15 protein-coding genes are annotated in these 13,658 nt (G+C 67.4%); 7 read left to right on the plus strand and 8 right to left on the minus strand.

The features are described 5' to 3' along the window. Positions 1-370 precede the first annotated feature (370 nt). Both IPV08_RS16675 and yidD read left to right on the plus strand, forming a co-directional pair. Positions 371-832, plus strand: a complete 462-nt coding sequence (locus IPV08_RS16675; protein WP_207412683.1) for an iron-sulfur cluster assembly scaffold protein — start codon at positions 371-373, stop codon at positions 830-832. 4 nt (positions 833-836) lie between these two features. Beyond that, complete coding sequence (gene yidD, locus IPV08_RS16680) at positions 837-1,193, plus strand: membrane protein insertion efficiency factor YidD (protein ID WP_207412684.1); 357 nt, start codon at positions 837-839, stop codon at positions 1,191-1,193. Here the strand turns inward: yidD and IPV08_RS16685 are convergent. Beyond that, a complete protein-coding gene (locus tag IPV08_RS16685) occupies positions 1,167-1,844 on the minus strand; it encodes a helix-turn-helix transcriptional regulator (RefSeq protein WP_207412685.1) in 678 nt (225 codons plus the stop codon). The two genes, yidD and IPV08_RS16685, sit on opposite strands and share 27 nt — an antisense overlap. Before the next feature lie 192 nt (positions 1,845-2,036). Here IPV08_RS16685 and IPV08_RS16690 point away from each other — a divergent pair, with 192 nt between their 5' ends. Next, positions 2,037-2,384, plus strand: a complete 348-nt coding sequence (locus IPV08_RS16690; protein WP_207412686.1) for an antibiotic biosynthesis monooxygenase — start codon at positions 2,037-2,039, stop codon at positions 2,382-2,384. A 31-nt stretch (positions 2,385-2,415) separates the two neighbouring features. Further along, a complete protein-coding gene (locus IPV08_RS16695; RefSeq protein ID WP_207412687.1) occupies positions 2,416-2,886 on the plus strand; it encodes an OsmC family protein in 471 nt (156 codons plus the stop codon). On the opposite strand, the gene IPV08_RS16700 is transcribed toward IPV08_RS16695, so the two are convergent. After that, the gene (locus tag IPV08_RS16700; protein ID WP_207412688.1) at positions 2,873-4,234 is read right to left on the minus strand and encodes a 2-hydroxycarboxylate transporter family protein; all 1,362 of its coding nucleotides are present in this window, start codon (positions 4,232-4,234) and stop codon (positions 2,873-2,875) included. The two genes, IPV08_RS16695 and IPV08_RS16700, sit on opposite strands and share 14 nt — an antisense overlap. A gap of 356 nt (positions 4,235-4,590) precedes the next feature. Here IPV08_RS16700 and thrS point away from each other — a divergent pair, with 356 nt between their 5' ends. After that, entirely contained in the window at positions 4,591-6,618 is a 2,028-nt protein-coding gene (gene thrS / locus IPV08_RS16705) for a threonine--tRNA ligase (protein ID WP_207412689.1), read from the plus strand. A gap of 58 nt (positions 6,619-6,676) precedes the next feature. Here the strand turns inward: thrS and IPV08_RS16710 are convergent, their stop codons facing one another. The 6 genes from IPV08_RS16710 to IPV08_RS16735 all read right to left on the minus strand — a co-directional run bounded on the left by IPV08_RS16710 (position 6,677) and on the right by IPV08_RS16735 (position 12,377). Continuing rightward, entirely contained in the window at positions 6,677-7,798 is a 1,122-nt protein-coding gene (locus IPV08_RS16710; RefSeq protein ID WP_207412690.1) for a branched-chain amino acid ABC transporter substrate-binding protein, read from the minus strand. Between the two features lie 76 nt (positions 7,799-7,874). After that, positions 7,875-8,231, minus strand: coding sequence for a DUF6867 family protein (locus tag IPV08_RS16715; protein WP_056429399.1), 357 nt, complete (start codon positions 8,229-8,231; stop codon positions 7,875-7,877). 190 nt (positions 8,232-8,421) lie between these two features. Further along, entirely contained in the window at positions 8,422-9,192 is a 771-nt protein-coding gene (locus tag IPV08_RS16720) for an ABC transporter ATP-binding protein (RefSeq protein WP_207412691.1), read from the minus strand. Beyond that, positions 9,189-10,001, minus strand: coding sequence for an ABC transporter ATP-binding protein (locus IPV08_RS16725; protein ID WP_056429444.1), 813 nt, complete (start codon positions 9,999-10,001; stop codon positions 9,189-9,191). Before IPV08_RS16725 ends, IPV08_RS16720 begins: the two co-directional genes overlap by 4 nt. Before the next feature lie 104 nt (positions 10,002-10,105). Beyond that, positions 10,106-11,434 carry a high-affinity branched-chain amino acid ABC transporter permease LivM gene (gene livM / locus IPV08_RS16730; protein WP_056429447.1) on the minus strand — a complete coding sequence of 443 codons (1,329 nt, stop codon included), beginning with the start codon at positions 11,432-11,434 and terminating at the stop codon, positions 10,106-10,108. Between the two features lie 25 nt (positions 11,435-11,459). Beyond that, positions 11,460-12,377 carry a branched-chain amino acid ABC transporter permease gene (locus IPV08_RS16735; protein WP_056429449.1) on the minus strand — a complete coding sequence of 306 codons (918 nt, stop codon included), beginning with the start codon at positions 12,375-12,377 and terminating at the stop codon, positions 11,460-11,462. 323 nt (positions 12,378-12,700) lie between these two features. Here IPV08_RS16735 and IPV08_RS16740 point away from each other — a divergent pair, with 323 nt between their 5' ends. Then, the gene (locus IPV08_RS16740; protein WP_056454281.1) at positions 12,701-13,327 is read left to right on the plus strand and encodes a GNAT family N-acetyltransferase; all 627 of its coding nucleotides are present in this window, start codon (positions 12,701-12,703) and stop codon (positions 13,325-13,327) included. A gap of 77 nt (positions 13,328-13,404) precedes the next feature. Then, the gene (locus IPV08_RS16745) at positions 13,405-13,608 is read left to right on the plus strand and encodes a hypothetical protein (protein ID WP_207412692.1); all 204 of its coding nucleotides are present in this window, start codon (positions 13,405-13,407) and stop codon (positions 13,606-13,608) included. Positions 13,609-13,658 lie beyond the last annotated feature (50 nt).

The following is a 13,658-nucleotide window of genomic DNA, read 5'->3' on the forward strand; positions in this document are numbered from 1 at the left end:
GCAGCCGTGGCAATCGGGTCCATTCCCTGATGATCCGTGTCGGTCAGGCGATAGGAGAGGGATTTGAGCGCGGCATCCATGGCATCTCCCGCACGGGCGACACGTGCGTTCATCGTCGAACTATCTGGTTTTGCGTACATCGTCGAACCATCTCGGTCGCGTTTTCAGCCGCGTTGCCGCAGGCCGGCGCCCGAACGTTAAGGTCTCCTTGGCCGTGGGCGCGACCCTGGTCGACGAACCGCCTCCTCGCGAAACGGTACGCTGGCGCCTATATCGTCGTTATCGCGCCGCCGCGCAATGCGGGGAATGCGGATCAGACCATCGTGATCGGAAGCCGGCTGTCTGTCGGCGCCCCGACGGGACCTCCCATATGCTCGACGACATCTACAATCGCCGCATTCTCGAACTCGCCGCCGACATCCCGCGTCTCGGCCGGCTCCACGCTCCGGATGCCAGCGCCACCGCCCATTCCAAGCTCTGCGGCTCCACCGTCACCGTCGATCTCTCGGTGAAGGACGGCACGGTGACGGACTTCGCCCATGACGTGAAGGCCTGCGCCCTGGGCCAGGCCTCGTCCTCTTTGATGGCCCGACACGTGGTCGGCGCCAAGGCGGACGAGCTTCGGGAGGTGCGCGATACGGTGCGCCGCATGCTCAAGGAGAACGGGCCGGCACCGCAGGGCGAGTGGGCCGACCTCGCCGTGCTGGAGCCGGTGCGGGATTTCAAAGCGCGCCACGCCTCGACCCTCCTCACCTTCGACGCCGTGGTGAATGCCCTCGATCAGGTCGCCGCCAAGGCCCAGGCCTCCCCCGACACGCAGGCCGCCGAATAGAGCCATGGTCCGCCGCGCGGCCCATTGGGCGATCCGGGGCTACCAGCTCACCCTGTCGGGCCTGATCGGCCGGCAATGCCGGCACTGGCCGTCCTGTTCGGACTACACCGACGAGGCCATCCGCCGGCACGGAATCTGGCCGGGCGGCTGGATCGGGTTTTCGCGCATCTGCCGCTGCGGCCCGTTCGGTACGCATGGCATCGACATAGTGTCCGAGTCCCTACCGCCGCGCGCGGCCTGGTACGCCCCCTGGACCTACGGGCGCTGGCGCGGAGTGAACGCCCCGCCTTCGCCGTTTGCGTGCGAGGCGGTGGAGGAGACGGATCGGGGCGTTTCAGGCGGGAGGACCGAAGGCGGCTGACAGGGCGCGCGAGCCGTCCGTCGTGAAGGCGATCACGCGGCCCCCCGCGCGGGAGGCCCAAGCCCGGTCGAGGACATGGTGCAGCAGAGCCGCGCCGAGCGCGCCGCCGAGATGGTTCCGGCGTTCGCTCCAGTCGAGACAATAGCGGCAGACGGGCCTGCGTCCCCGCTCCAGCGACGCGACGTCGAGTCCCCGATCCGTCAGGCCGGCACGGCCGGAGGCGGTGAGATTCGTCTCCGCCTCGTCGATCCACCCCCGCGCGATGAGGCCCTGCAGGAGCAGGACGCCGCGCTCGCCGGCCAGATGGTCGTAGCAGATACGGGCCTCGCGCAGGGCCGCGTCGCGCGGTCCGGTTCGGGTGCGGACCGCCCCGGTGCGCTGGGCCAAGCCCATCAGGTGCTCCAGGACGACGGCGACGTCCGACCCGGACAAGCGATAATACCGATGCCGTCCCTGCCGCTCGACGGTGAGAAGGGCCGCCGCTTCGAGCTTGGCGAGATGCCCGCTCGCCGTCGGCAGGGCGATGCCGGCCACCTCGGAGAGTTCGCTCACCGTGAGGGCGCGCCCGTCCATCAGCGCCGTGAGCATGTTGGCGCGGGCGGGGTCGCCGAGAAGCGCGGCGACGGCGGCGATGACGGGGCCATCCTGCATCGTTCGATCTTAACCGAAGCATCGTCGGCGGGCCATCGCCTATGATCCTGCCTCGGCCAAGGCAGGAGACGAGGCGTTCATGATCGCATGTGTCCTTCGAGAGGGGAGCGAGAAGTCGCGGACGGAGGCCGTCGAGCCATCTATGCGCGCCTGGAACAGGGTGCCCCCGCACCGCGTGACCGGAGAGCCGGCATGATCGCGGTCATCTTCGAGGTCTGGCCGGCACCGGATCGCGCCGACCGCTATCTCGATCTCGCCGCCTCCCTCAAGGAAGAGCTTGCCGGCATCGACGGGTTCCTGTCGGTGGAACGCTTCCGGAGCCTCACCGAGCCTGACAAAGTCCTGTCGCTGTCCTTCTTTCGGGACGAGGCGGCGGTACGCGCTTGGCGCGAACGCCCGCACCATCGGGCGACCCAGGCGGAAGGGCGTGGCGGAGTGTTTCGCGATTATCGTCTGCGGATCGCCCATGTCCTGCGCGACTACGGCATGATCGACCGGGACGAGGCACCGGCCGACAGCAATGCGGCCCACGGCGCATGACGCGCGCCGTCGACAACCGGAGAGACCGATCATGTCGACCCATATCGCGGATGTCGCCTGGGCCCTGAAGCCCGGGGAGGATTTCGCCGCCGGGCGCTACGGCCGGGGGCACACGGTCGAGTTCGATGGCGGCGTGACGCTCGCTGGCACCGCATCGGAGCACGTGGTCGGGAAATGGGCCGCTCGCGAGGCCGTCGACCCGGAGGAGATGCTGGTCGCGGCACTGTCGAGCTGCCACATGCTGACCTTCCTCCACCTCGCGCGCCTCGCGGGTTTTAGCGTCACCGCCTATCGGGACCATGCCGAGGGCGTGCTGGAGGAGACGAAGCCCGAACGTCGCGCGGTGACGCGGGTCACGCTACGCCCGGAGATCGACTGGGCCGGCGCCACGCCGGATGCCGACCAACTCGCGGCGCTCCACCAGGCCGCGCATGAGGAGTGCTTCATCGCGAATTCGGTGAGGACGGAGGTCGTCGTGGCCGCTCCCCTCAGCCCCCACTGACCCAGCGCATCACCACCAGCGTCCCCGTCACCGTCAGCGCGCCGCCGATGCGGGTGGCGATCTGGGCGAAGGGCATCAGCGCCATGCGGTTGGCGGCGGTGAGGATCGCCACGTCCCCGGTGCCGCCCTGTCCGCTATGGCAGGCATTCACGATGGCGGTCTCGATCGGGTACATGCCGAGGCGGCGCCCCACCAGGAATCCGGTGCCCATCAGCGTCACCACGGTCGAGACGATGGTGACGAGGTTCGCCAGCGTGAACGCCGCCACCAGCTTGTCCCAGGGGGTCATCGACACGCCGATGGCGAAGAGCAGCGGATAGGTCATGCTGATCTGGACGAACTTGTAGGCGACGAAGCCGCCGGCCTGGAGGCGCGGGGAGACGGCGCTGGCAAGCTTGGCGAGCACCGCGAGGAACAGCATCGCCACGGGGGCGGGGAGCCCGGTGAGGTGGTGCGTCATCACGCCGAGGAGGTAGAGCGTCACGGCGGTGAGCGCGGCCGCGCCCACCGTCGCCGCGTCCACCGGCGCGTCCTCGACCTTGGCGGCGGTGACGTCGTTGTCCCGGTCCGGTTGCAGCCGGCCCTCGCCGGTGAGATGCGGCATCCGCTTGCCCACGGCATTGAGCGTTCCGGCCAGCACGATCGCCGTCAGGCTACCGAGCATGACGGGAGGCAGCACCTGCGCGAACACGTCGCCCTGGCCCTGGCCGAGGATGGCGGCGTAGCCGATGGAGAGCGGGATCGCCCCTTCGCCGACGCCGCCGGCCATGATCGGCACCACGAGGAAAAAGAACGTGTGATAGGCGCCGAGGCCGAGCAGGGTGCCGATCAGCGTGCCCACGCAGGCCGCCGCAACGGAGCCAGCCGCCAGGGGCACGAAGATCTTGAGGAAACCCTTGATCAGCACCTCCCGGTCCATGCCCAGGATGCTGCCGACGATGATCGTGGCGATATACAAGTAGAGGAAGTTGGTGAACTTGGTGAAATCCGTGATCGCCTTCACCAGCGGCGTCGGGATCAGCATGTAATAGACCAGGGCCGAGGGAATGAAGGTCGCGAAGATGGCGCCCGCCCCGATGGTCTTCAGGACCGGCAGCCGCTTGCCGATCTCGGCGCAGGTGAAACCGCCGAGCGCCAGCACCGCGATCATCGTCGGCGCATCGGGCTTGATCTCGCCCTCCGAGGTCAGGACCGCCAGCAGGATCGCCAGGATGAGATAGACCGGCAGGGGAATGATGCCGATCTTGATGTCGACGAGCCGCCACCAGCCCTGCGGCCAGAACCGGCGCGCGGGCGTCTCCGCCGCCGGGACGGGCTCGGCGGCAGCGGCGGAAGCTGGGTTCGCCATCGATACTCTCCCATCGGCCGGTCGCCTGTCGGGCCGGCCTGATTGATCGGAGCTTCTACGGCGTACCGGCAAGAGTGTGACCCGCCACCGGCCCGCCGCGGCTCCCTGGTGCGTGCATGGGCGGATCGGGCCGGATGCTTGTCAATCGCAGCTCGTATCAACCGATCCGGATCGTCTCGGAAGTGCGTTCACGTCCGCGAGAGCCCGGAAAAGGTCGGCCGAGGCCCCGCGCGGATTTCTTCCTCCTGCGAAACGGTCTAAACCGCGCCGCACGCGCTGACGCCGCGCGCCACCTCAAACCCAAAACCGCTTACCTGCCTCGTTCGCAGGAGTGAGCCCCCGGAGACTCGTTCGCGATGCCCATTCTGACATTCCCCGACGGCAATACCCGCAGCTACGACGCCGCGGTGACCGGCCGTACCGTCGTGGAGGGCATCGCCAAGAGCCTCGCCAAGCGCACCGTCGCCATGGCGCTCGACGGGCGGGTCCGCGATCTCGACGACCTGATCGATGCGGATGTGCGCATCGAATTCCTCGACCGTGCCGACCCGCGCAGCCTGGAACTGATCCGGCACGATTGCGCCCACGTCCTGGCGGAGGCCGTGCAATCCCTGTGGCCGGAGACCCAGGTCACCATCGGCCCGGTGATCGAGAACGGGTTCTACTATGACTTCGCCCGCGACCAGCCGTTCACCCCCGAGGACTTCCCCAAGATCGAGGCGAAGATGCGCGAGCTCATCGCCCGCGACGCCCCCTTCACCAAGGAAGTGTGGAAGCGCGACGACGTGCGGGCGCTGTTCGAGTCGAAAGCCGAGAAATACAAGGTCGAGCTCGTCGACGCGATCCCGCCCGGCGAGGACCTGAACATCTACCGCCAGGGCGAGTGGTTCGACCTGTGCCGCGGCCCGCACATGACCTCCACGGGCAAGGTCGGCACCGCCTTCAAGCTGATGAAGGTGGCGGGCGCCTATTGGCGCGGCGATTCCAACAACCCGATGCTGACCCGCATCTACGGCACCGCCTGGGCCACAAAGGAAGACCTCGACGCCTATCTCCACCGGCTGGAGGAGGCCGAGCGCCGCGACCATCGCCGCCTCGGCCGCGAGATGGACCTGTTCCATTTCCAGGAGGAGGGGCCGGGCGTCGTATTCTGGCACGCCAAGGGCTGGACCATCTTCCAGGAGCTCATCGCCTATATGCGCCGCCGCCTGAAGGGCGATTACGCCGAGGTGAACGCGCCGCAGATCCTCGACAAGTCGCTCTGGGAGACTTCGGGCCACTGGGACTGGTACCGCGAGAACATGTTCGCCGCGCAAAGCGCCGGCGACGAGGCCGAGGACAAGCGCTGGTTCGCGCTGAAACCCATGAACTGCCCCGGCCATGTGATGATCTTCAAGCACGGCCTGAAATCCTACCGCGACCTGCCCCTGCGCATGGCCGAGTTCGGCATCGTCCACCGCTACGAGGCCTCGGGCGCCATGCACGGGCTGATGCGCGTGCGCGGCTTCACCCAGGACGACGCCCACGTCTTCTGCACCGAGGACCAGCTCGCCGACGAATGCCTCAAGATCAACGACCTGATCCTGTCGACCTATAGCGATTTCGGCTTCGGCGACATCGTGGTGAAGCTCTCGACCCGGCCCGAGAAGCGGGTCGGTTCGGACGCCCTCTGGGACCATGCCGAGGAGGTGATGACCCGCGTCCTGGCGCAGATCGAGGAGCAGTCGGGCGGCCGGATCAAGACCGAGATCAACCCGGGCGAGGGCGCTTTCTACGGGCCGAAATTCGAATACGTGCTCCGCGACGCCATCGGCCGCGACTGGCAATGCGGCACGACCCAGGTGGATTTCAACCTGCCGGAGCGGTTCGGGGCGTTCTACGTCGATGGCGACAGCCAGAAGAAGGCACCGGTCATGGTGCACCGGGCGATCTGCGGCTCGCTGGAGCGTTTCACCGGCATCCTGATCGAGCATTTCGCCGGCCATTTCCCGCTCTGGCTCGCGCCGGTTCAGGTGGTGGTGGCGACGATCACCCAGGAGGCGGACGGCTACGCCCGCGAGGTCGTGGCGGCCCTCAACCGCGCCGGGCTCCGGGTCGAGTCGGACCTGCGCAACGAGAAGATCAACTACAAGGTCCGCGAGCATTCGCTGGCCAAGGTGCCGGTCATGCTCGTGGTCGGCCGCAAGGAAGGCGAGGAGCGCACCGTCTCGATCCGCCGGCTGGGCAGCCAGCAGACCCGCACCGCCGCCCTCGACACGGCTCTCGCCGACCTCCTCGCGGAAGCGACCTCACCGGACATCCGCCGGGCGCAGGCCGTGAACGAAAGCGTGCCGAGCGCCGAAGTCGCGCTCGACGGCCAGCACGGGGAAAGCCCGACGCCGTGATCCGGTTTCGGTGAGCATTCCCTCTCCCCGCCCGGCGGGGAGAGGGGTAGGCGTCGTCCTACGGGACCTCGTTGCCGGCGTAGTTGATGGAGCCGTCGGCGCCCTTCTTCCACATGTACATGACGTAGTCGGGCCGGGTGATGTCGCCCTTCTTGTCGTAGGAGATGTCGCCGATCACGGTGTCGAACGGCTTGCCCTGGTGCAGATGTGCGGCGAGCTTCTGCCCATCCGTCGATTTCGTCGCCTCCATCGCCTGTTTCAGGATCTGAACGGCGGCGTAGGAATAGAGCGTGTAGCCTTCCGGCTCGAACTTGATCGCCTTGAAGGAATCGATGGTGGCCTTGGCCTTGGGGTTCTTGCGGGCGTCGGGCGAGAAGGTCATGAAGGTGCCTTCGGAGCCGGGGCCGCCGACCTGCGCGAACTCACGGTCGGCGAGGGCATCTCCGCCCATGAGGGGAGCCTGGAGGCCCTGGTCGCGCATCTGGCGGATCAGCAGCCCGGCCTCGGTGTAGTAGCCGCCGAAGTAGATCACATCGACATTGGCCTGTTTGAGCTTCGAGACGAGGGCGGAAAAATCCTTCTCGCCGGGCGTGAGGCTCTCGGAGATCGCAGCGGACCCTCCCTTGGCCTTCAGTGCCTTCAACGTCTCTTCGGCCAGCCCCTTACCGTAGGTGCTCTTGTCGTGGATGAAGGCGATCTTCTTGCCCTTGAACTTGTCGGCGAGATACGCCGCCGCGACCGCGCCCTGCTGGTCGTCACGGCCACAGGTGCGAAACGTGTTCCAGTTGCCGCGTTCGGTGAACTTGATCGCCGTGGAGGCGGGGGTGATCTGGATGATGCCGGCCTCGATCAGCGCTTCGGAGACAGGAATCGAGACGCTGGAATTGAAGTCGCCGACCACCATCTTCACGCCCTCGCCGGCGAACTTGTTGGCGACCGACACGCCCTGCTTCGGGTCGGAGGCGTCGTCACCGACCGAGACGACGAGTTTCTCGCCGTTGACGCCGCCGGCCTTGTTGATGTCCTCGACCGCCTGAACCGCGCCGTTCCGGATCTGCGCGCCGAACGCGGCGCTCGGCCCCGTGATCGGCGCGATGACGCCGATCTTGATCTCGGCCTGCGCGGTGCCCGCCAGCATCAGCGCGCCCAGCGCCACGCTCATCGCCATCAGTGTTTTCATGGTCATTTCCCCTCGATCAGCGCGGCGGATCCAACCGTCTCCGCATGGCGCATGGTTGCATGAAGATGGTGCGGATTCACGCCCCTTGCCGGTCCCGCCAGGTCAGCGGGCCGGTGCGCTCGTAGAGCCAGCGATACTGGGTGGTCATCTGCCGGGTGCGGGTGACCCGGTAGCCGAGCGCGCCGATGGCGAGGATCACCACCGCGTCGAGGGCGTAGCCGGCCGGCGAGAGCAGCGTGCCCGAGAACAGGGCATAATGCAGGAAGCGCGAGACCGCCGCGATGGCGAGCCCCGCCAGCACGCACTGCCAGAACGGACGCCATCCCCGGGCGAAGCTGCTGCCCGCCATCCAGGCCGCGCCCCCGCCCATCGCCAGCGTGACGAGGAGGAAGATGCCGAGATTGGGCGTGTCGAGGGACAGGGTCTCGGTCATGATGTCTTGCCTGGCGATGCCATCCGAAGCGGGACGCGCTTTCCCTCCCCCCTCAGCGGGGGAGGGTGGCCCGCGAAGCGGGTCGGGAGAGGGGAGCGCCGGCTCCGGAGAGGGCGCCCCCTCTCCCGCCTGCTCCGCAGGCACCCTCTCCCGCAGGGGGGAGAGGGTGAGGGCGTCATTGCCGACCCGCTCAATGCTGGCCCCCTTCGAGATAGGCGGCCTTCACCTGCGGGTTGTCGAGGAGCTCGCGGCCCGTGCCGCTCATCGTCACCGCGCCCGTCACCATGACGTAGCCGCGATGGGCCAGCTTGAGGGCGTGATAGGCGTTCTGCTCGACGATGAAGACGGTGAGACCCTCGCGCTCGTTGAGGTCGCGCACGGCCGAGAAGATCTGCTTGACGATGAGCGGGGCGAGGCCGAGCGACGGCTCGTCGAGCATGAGCAGGCGTGGGCGGCTCATCAGGGCGCGGGCGATGGCGAGCATCTGCTGTTCGCCGCCGGACATGGTGCCGCCGCGCTGGTCGAGCCGCTCCTTCAGGCGCGGGAACAGGACGCACATGCGCTCGAGATCCTCGGCGAAGTAGCGCCCGCCATGCAGGGCCGCGCCCATCTGCAGGTTCTCGCGCACGCTCATGCGAGAGAAGATGCGCCGCCCCTCCGGCGACTGGGCGATGTTGAGGCGCGCGATCTCGTGGGTCGCCATGCGGGTGATGTCGCGGCCCGCATAGGTGATGCTGCCGGTCCGTGCCTGCGGCTGGCCGAAGATCGTCATCATCAGGGTCGACTTGCCGGCCCCGTTGGCGCCGATCAGGGCGACGATCTCGCCGTCTTTGACGTGCAGATCGACGCCTTTCAGGGCCTGGATGCTGCCGTAATAGGCAGAGACGCCGCGCACATCGAGGAGCGGCGCCTGAAGCGCGCGGGTCTCCTCCACGAGGACGTTGATGCCGGCGACACTCATGCTTGCGTTCCCGTCAGGCCGACCTCGGCCTCCACCGCCGCCACTTCCTCGTCGTCGACGCCCAGATAGGCGGCGATGACGCGGGTATCGGTGCGGATGTCGTCGGGCGTGCCGTCGGCGATCTTGATGCCGTAATCGAGCACGACGATCCGGTCGGAGATCTGCATCACCACCGACATGTCGTGTTCGATGAGGAGGACGGAGGTGTCGTACTCGTCCCGGATCAATCGCAGCAGGGTGTTGAGCTCCGAGGATTCGCGCGGGTTGAGGCCGGCGGCGGGCTCGTCGAGGCAGAGCAGCACCGGATCGGTGCACATGGCCCTGGCGATTTCGAGCCGGCGCTGATCGCCGTAGGGCAGGTCGCCGGCGGCATCGTCGGCCCGCGCCGTCAGGCCGATCCGGTCGAGCCAGGCGGCGGCCTTCTCGATTCCCGCCTTCTCGGCGCTGCGATAGGCCGGCAGGCCGAGGATGCCGAGGATCGAGAAGCCCGAGGCGCGCATCAGCGGCTTGTGCATGGCCACCAGCAGGTTCTCCAGCACGGTCATGCGCGGGAACAGGCGGATGTTCTGGAAGGTGCGGGCGACGCGGGCGAGCCGGTTCACGTCATGGCCGGGCAGGCGCTCGAGAAGGTAGGTCTCGCCGCCCTTCTGCACCAGGCGGATCATGCCCTCGCTCGGCTTGTAGAAGCCAGTGATGCAGTTGAAGACCGTGGTCTTGCCCGCGCCGTTGGGGCCGATCAGGGCCGTGATGTCGCCGCGCCCCACCTTGAACGAGAGGTCGTTGACGGCGGTGAGGCCGCCGAACCGCATGGTCAGGTGGTCGACGATCAGCACCGGATCGGCGGGGCAGCCGGGAATGGCGGCGGGGGGCTCGTCCTGCAACGTCGCGAGCCGGTTGATGCCTGTGGCGAGGGTCATCGGCCGCGCTCCGCGATGGTGACGGAGGGCGTTCGCTCGGAGATGAGACCGCGTGGGCGGAACACCATCATCGCCACCATGGCGAGGCCGAACAGGAGCAGGCGGTACTCGTTGGGGTCGAACCCCTCGCCGAACACGGCCTTGAGGAAGCCGAGATTGCGCAGGAGTTCGGGGCCGCCGATCATGACGATGGCGGCGATGGCGACGCCAATCTGGCTACCCATGCCGCCGAGCACGACGATGGCCAGGATGATGGCGCTCTCCAGGAAGTTGAAGCTCTCCGGCGAGACGAAGGCTTGCCGCACGGCGAAGAACGATCCGGCGAAGCCCGCGAACATCGCCCCGAGGGCGAAGGCGGTGAGCTTGGTGATGGTGGTGTCGATGCCGAGCGAGCGGCAGGCGATCTCGTCCTCGCGCAGCGCCTCCCAGGCCCGCCCGAGGGGCAGGCGCCGCATGCGCAGGGTCACGAGGTTGGTGACGAGCGCCAGGACCAGGATCAGGTAATACAGGAAGACCAGCCGGTGCATGGCGTTGAAGCTGAGCCCGAACGTGGCGGCGAAGCCGTTCTCTCCCGCCGTGAAGGGCAGGCCAAAGAAGCTGACGCGCGGGATCGAGGAAATGCCGGCCGCGCCCCCCGAGAAGTCGGTCCAGTTGATGAGGACGAGGCGGATGATCTCGCCGAAGGCCAGGGTCACGATGGCGAGGTAATCGCCCCGGAGCCTGAGGACGGGAAAGCCCAGCAGCACACCGAAGGCGGCGGCGAACAGGCCGGCCAGGGGCAGGCAGATCCAGAAGGACAGGCCGAACACGGTGGAGAGCAGGGCGTAGGAATAGGCCCCCACCGCGTAGAAGGCGACGTAGCCGAGGTCGAGGAGGCCGGCGAGGCCGACCACGATGTTGAGCCCCCATCCGAGCATGACATAGGTCAGGATCAGGATGCCGAGATCGATCCAGTAGCGGCCCTCGCCGAGGGACCCTGTGAGGAGGGTGGCGAGGAGCGGCAGGGTGAGGGCGATCACGAGGGTGATCGGCGCGAGGATCGCGGCGAGGCGGCTCGCCCCTTCCACCACCGGCGCACGGGCGGCCCGCCGCCGCGCCCGCCCGGTGAGGTAGAGCTGCTGCACGAGGCGCAGGACGAAGATGGCGGCGCAGAGGGCGAGCACGGTGCCCCAGCGGGTGGTGATGACGAGGCCGATGCCCTGGCCGAGATCGGTGCGGTAGCTGACGATGGGCACGCACAGGCCCAGCGTCACCAGGGCGAACAGCCCCGCATCCTTGATCAGGCCGGGCAGGGGAGACGCCTCGGCGCGGGCGGTCGCGGCGATGGGGGTGGTCGAACCGGTTGCCACGTCAGACCTTCTCCACTTCGGGCCGGCCGAGGATGCCCGAAGGCTTGAAGATGAGCACGACGATGAGGATGAGGAACGCGGCCACATCCTTGTACTCGATGGTGAAATAGGCCGACCAGAAGGTCTCGATCAGGCCGATGATGATCCCGCCGATGACGGCGCCGGGAAGCGAACCGATGCCGCCGAGCACGGCGGCGGTGAAGGCCTTCACGCCGGGCACGAACCCGTCCGAGAACGAGACCACGCCGTAATAGAGCAGGTAGAGCGTGCCCGCGACGGCGGCCAAGGCCGCGCCGAGCACGAAGGTCAGGGAGATGGTGCGGTCGACATTGATGCCGAGCAGCGCCGCCATGCGCCGGTCCTGCTCCACGGCGCGCTGCGCCCGGCCGAACGGCGTCTTCTGCACGAGGTACCAGAACCCCGCGAGCAGCACGGCCGTGGTGATCATGATGATCGCCTGCTTGTAGGACAGGGTCACGGTGTATTGCTCGTTCTGGTAGAGCACGACCACGTCGCGCACGAGGGGCGGCACCGGCTTGTTGCGGGCGCCCTGCACCACCTGGACGAAGTTCGACAGGAAGATCGACACGCCGATCGCCGAGATCAGGGGCGCGAGGCGAAACGACCCGCGCAAGGGCCGGTAGGCCATCCGTTCGATCGCCCATCCCCACAGGGAAGTCAGCGCCATGGCGATGACGAGGACGATGAGGAAGACCAGGGCGACGGAGGAAAGGCCGAGCCAGGTGGTGAGGATGAGAAACGCGATGAGTGCGATGAAGGCCGAGACCATGAAGACGTCGCCATGCGCGAAGTTCACCATGCCGATGATGCCGAAGACCATCGTGTAGCCGATGGCGATCAGGCCGTAGATCGACCCGAGGGTCAGGCCGTTGATGAATTGCTGGGCGAAGAATTCCATCGATGGGCTTTCGCGAATGGCATGCCAGATGCGCGAATGGCATGCCAGATGGCCGCCCGCCGCCATCCTTCGTGGAGATCGGCGCGGGCGTGGGGAGTGTCCGCAAGAACGCCCCGGGGTCAATCCAAGAATCGTTCTCGTCCGAAGGGATTGTCAGTCAGCGTCATGACGCCGCTCTCGGAGGTCGGATGCTCGATGCGGGAAGAAGAACGCTCTCCGCCAACGCGGCCATCCCAGACAAGCCATCGTCGACCCTACGGTTTCCCGTAGTACGCAACCTTTCCGGGCACTGCCAGACATGCGCCGAGGACGGAGTTGCTGGCATGATCCACATCATCACCCCCGCCAACGAGGGCGATTACCGCGACGAGATGGAGCAGGCCTGGCGCCTGCGCCACGAGATTTTCGTGACCGAGAAAGGCTGGTCGGACCTCGCCAGGCCGGATGGCCGCGAGATCGATCAGTTCGATACGCCCCACGCCATCCATTTCCTGGCGATCGAGGATGGCAGGGTGATCGGCTATAGCCGGCTTCTGCCGACGACGCGGCCGCACCTTCTGTCCGAAATCATGCCACAGCTCTGCGAGGGCGAACGTCCGTGCGGCACCCGGACCTGGGAATGGACGCGGCAGGCCGTGGCGCGCTCACACAGGGCCCGCGGCAAGGTGGTCAACCCGGTCTCCCTCGCTCTGCTCACGGGCATCGTCGAATGGGGCATGCACCACGGCGTGAACCGCCTCGTGCTGCAGATGCCGACGCTCTATCTGCTGCACGTGGTGCAACTGCACTTCCGCGCCCGCCCGCTCGGGCTGCCCCACACGATCAGCGGCGAGGACATCATCGCGGCGACGGCAGAATTCGACGAGCGCACCCTCGCGCGCCTGCGCAGCGTCAGCGGCAACCCGGATTCCGTGCTCGCACCCTCTTCCTATGCCTATCTCGCCGCCTGAGCGGCGGCCACTCGGCAGACAGCAGACGACACCTCGAAGACGAGGGTCTTCGACAACAGAACAAAAGGGCGCTCTCCATGTACTCATCGGCAATGAACCGGGAGGATCACCTCCAGACGCTGGCAGGACATTGCATCGCGGCACGGGAGATCATCGAAACGTCGGGAACGCTGGTGATGCGCCAATTGGTCGATCTCCTGCTCTTCGAGATCGGCGTCGCCATGGCGAAGGCGACCGAGGCCGAGACCCAGACCGGGCAGCAATCGGTGCTCGGCCACTGAACCCGTCGACCACGGGACCTCCGCGCCGATCGGACGGCGCGGGCCGGGGT

This window comes from Methylobacterium sp. SD274 (assembly GCF_017355285.1).
Classification (GTDB): domain Bacteria; phylum Pseudomonadota; class Alphaproteobacteria; order Rhizobiales; family Beijerinckiaceae; genus Methylobacterium.

Coding starts and splice junctions, on each gene's coding strand:
- IPV08_RS16675 (WP_207412683.1), top strand. CDS start 371: ATGCTCGACGACATCTACAATCGCCGCATTCTCGAACTCGCCGCCGAC.
- yidD (WP_207412684.1), top strand. CDS start 837: ATGGTCCGCCGCGCGGCCCATTGGGCGATCCGGGGCTACCAGCTCACC.
- IPV08_RS16685 (WP_207412685.1), bottom strand. CDS start 1,844: ATGCAGGATGGCCCCGTCATCGCCGCCGTCGCCGCGCTTCTCGGCGAC.
- IPV08_RS16690 (WP_207412686.1), top strand. CDS start 2,037: ATGATCGCGGTCATCTTCGAGGTCTGGCCGGCACCGGATCGCGCCGAC.
- IPV08_RS16695 (WP_207412687.1), top strand. CDS start 2,416: ATGTCGACCCATATCGCGGATGTCGCCTGGGCCCTGAAGCCCGGGGAG.
- IPV08_RS16700 (WP_207412688.1), bottom strand. CDS start 4,234: ATGGCGAACCCAGCTTCCGCCGCTGCCGCCGAGCCCGTCCCGGCGGCG.
- thrS (WP_207412689.1), top strand. CDS start 4,591: ATGCCCATTCTGACATTCCCCGACGGCAATACCCGCAGCTACGACGCC.
- IPV08_RS16710 (WP_207412690.1), bottom strand. CDS start 7,798: ATGAAAACACTGATGGCGATGAGCGTGGCGCTGGGCGCGCTGATGCTG.
- IPV08_RS16715 (WP_056429399.1), bottom strand. CDS start 8,231: ATGACCGAGACCCTGTCCCTCGACACGCCCAATCTCGGCATCTTCCTC.
- IPV08_RS16720 (WP_207412691.1), bottom strand. CDS start 9,192: ATGAGTGTCGCCGGCATCAACGTCCTCGTGGAGGAGACCCGCGCGCTT.
- IPV08_RS16725 (WP_056429444.1), bottom strand. CDS start 10,001: ATGCGGTTCGGCGGCCTCACCGCCGTCAACGACCTCTCGTTCAAGGTG.
- IPV08_RS16735 (WP_056429449.1), bottom strand. CDS start 12,377: ATGGAATTCTTCGCCCAGCAATTCATCAACGGCCTGACCCTCGGGTCG.
- IPV08_RS16740 (WP_056454281.1), top strand. CDS start 12,701: ATGATCCACATCATCACCCCCGCCAACGAGGGCGATTACCGCGACGAG.
- IPV08_RS16745 (WP_207412692.1), top strand. CDS start 13,405: ATGTACTCATCGGCAATGAACCGGGAGGATCACCTCCAGACGCTGGCA.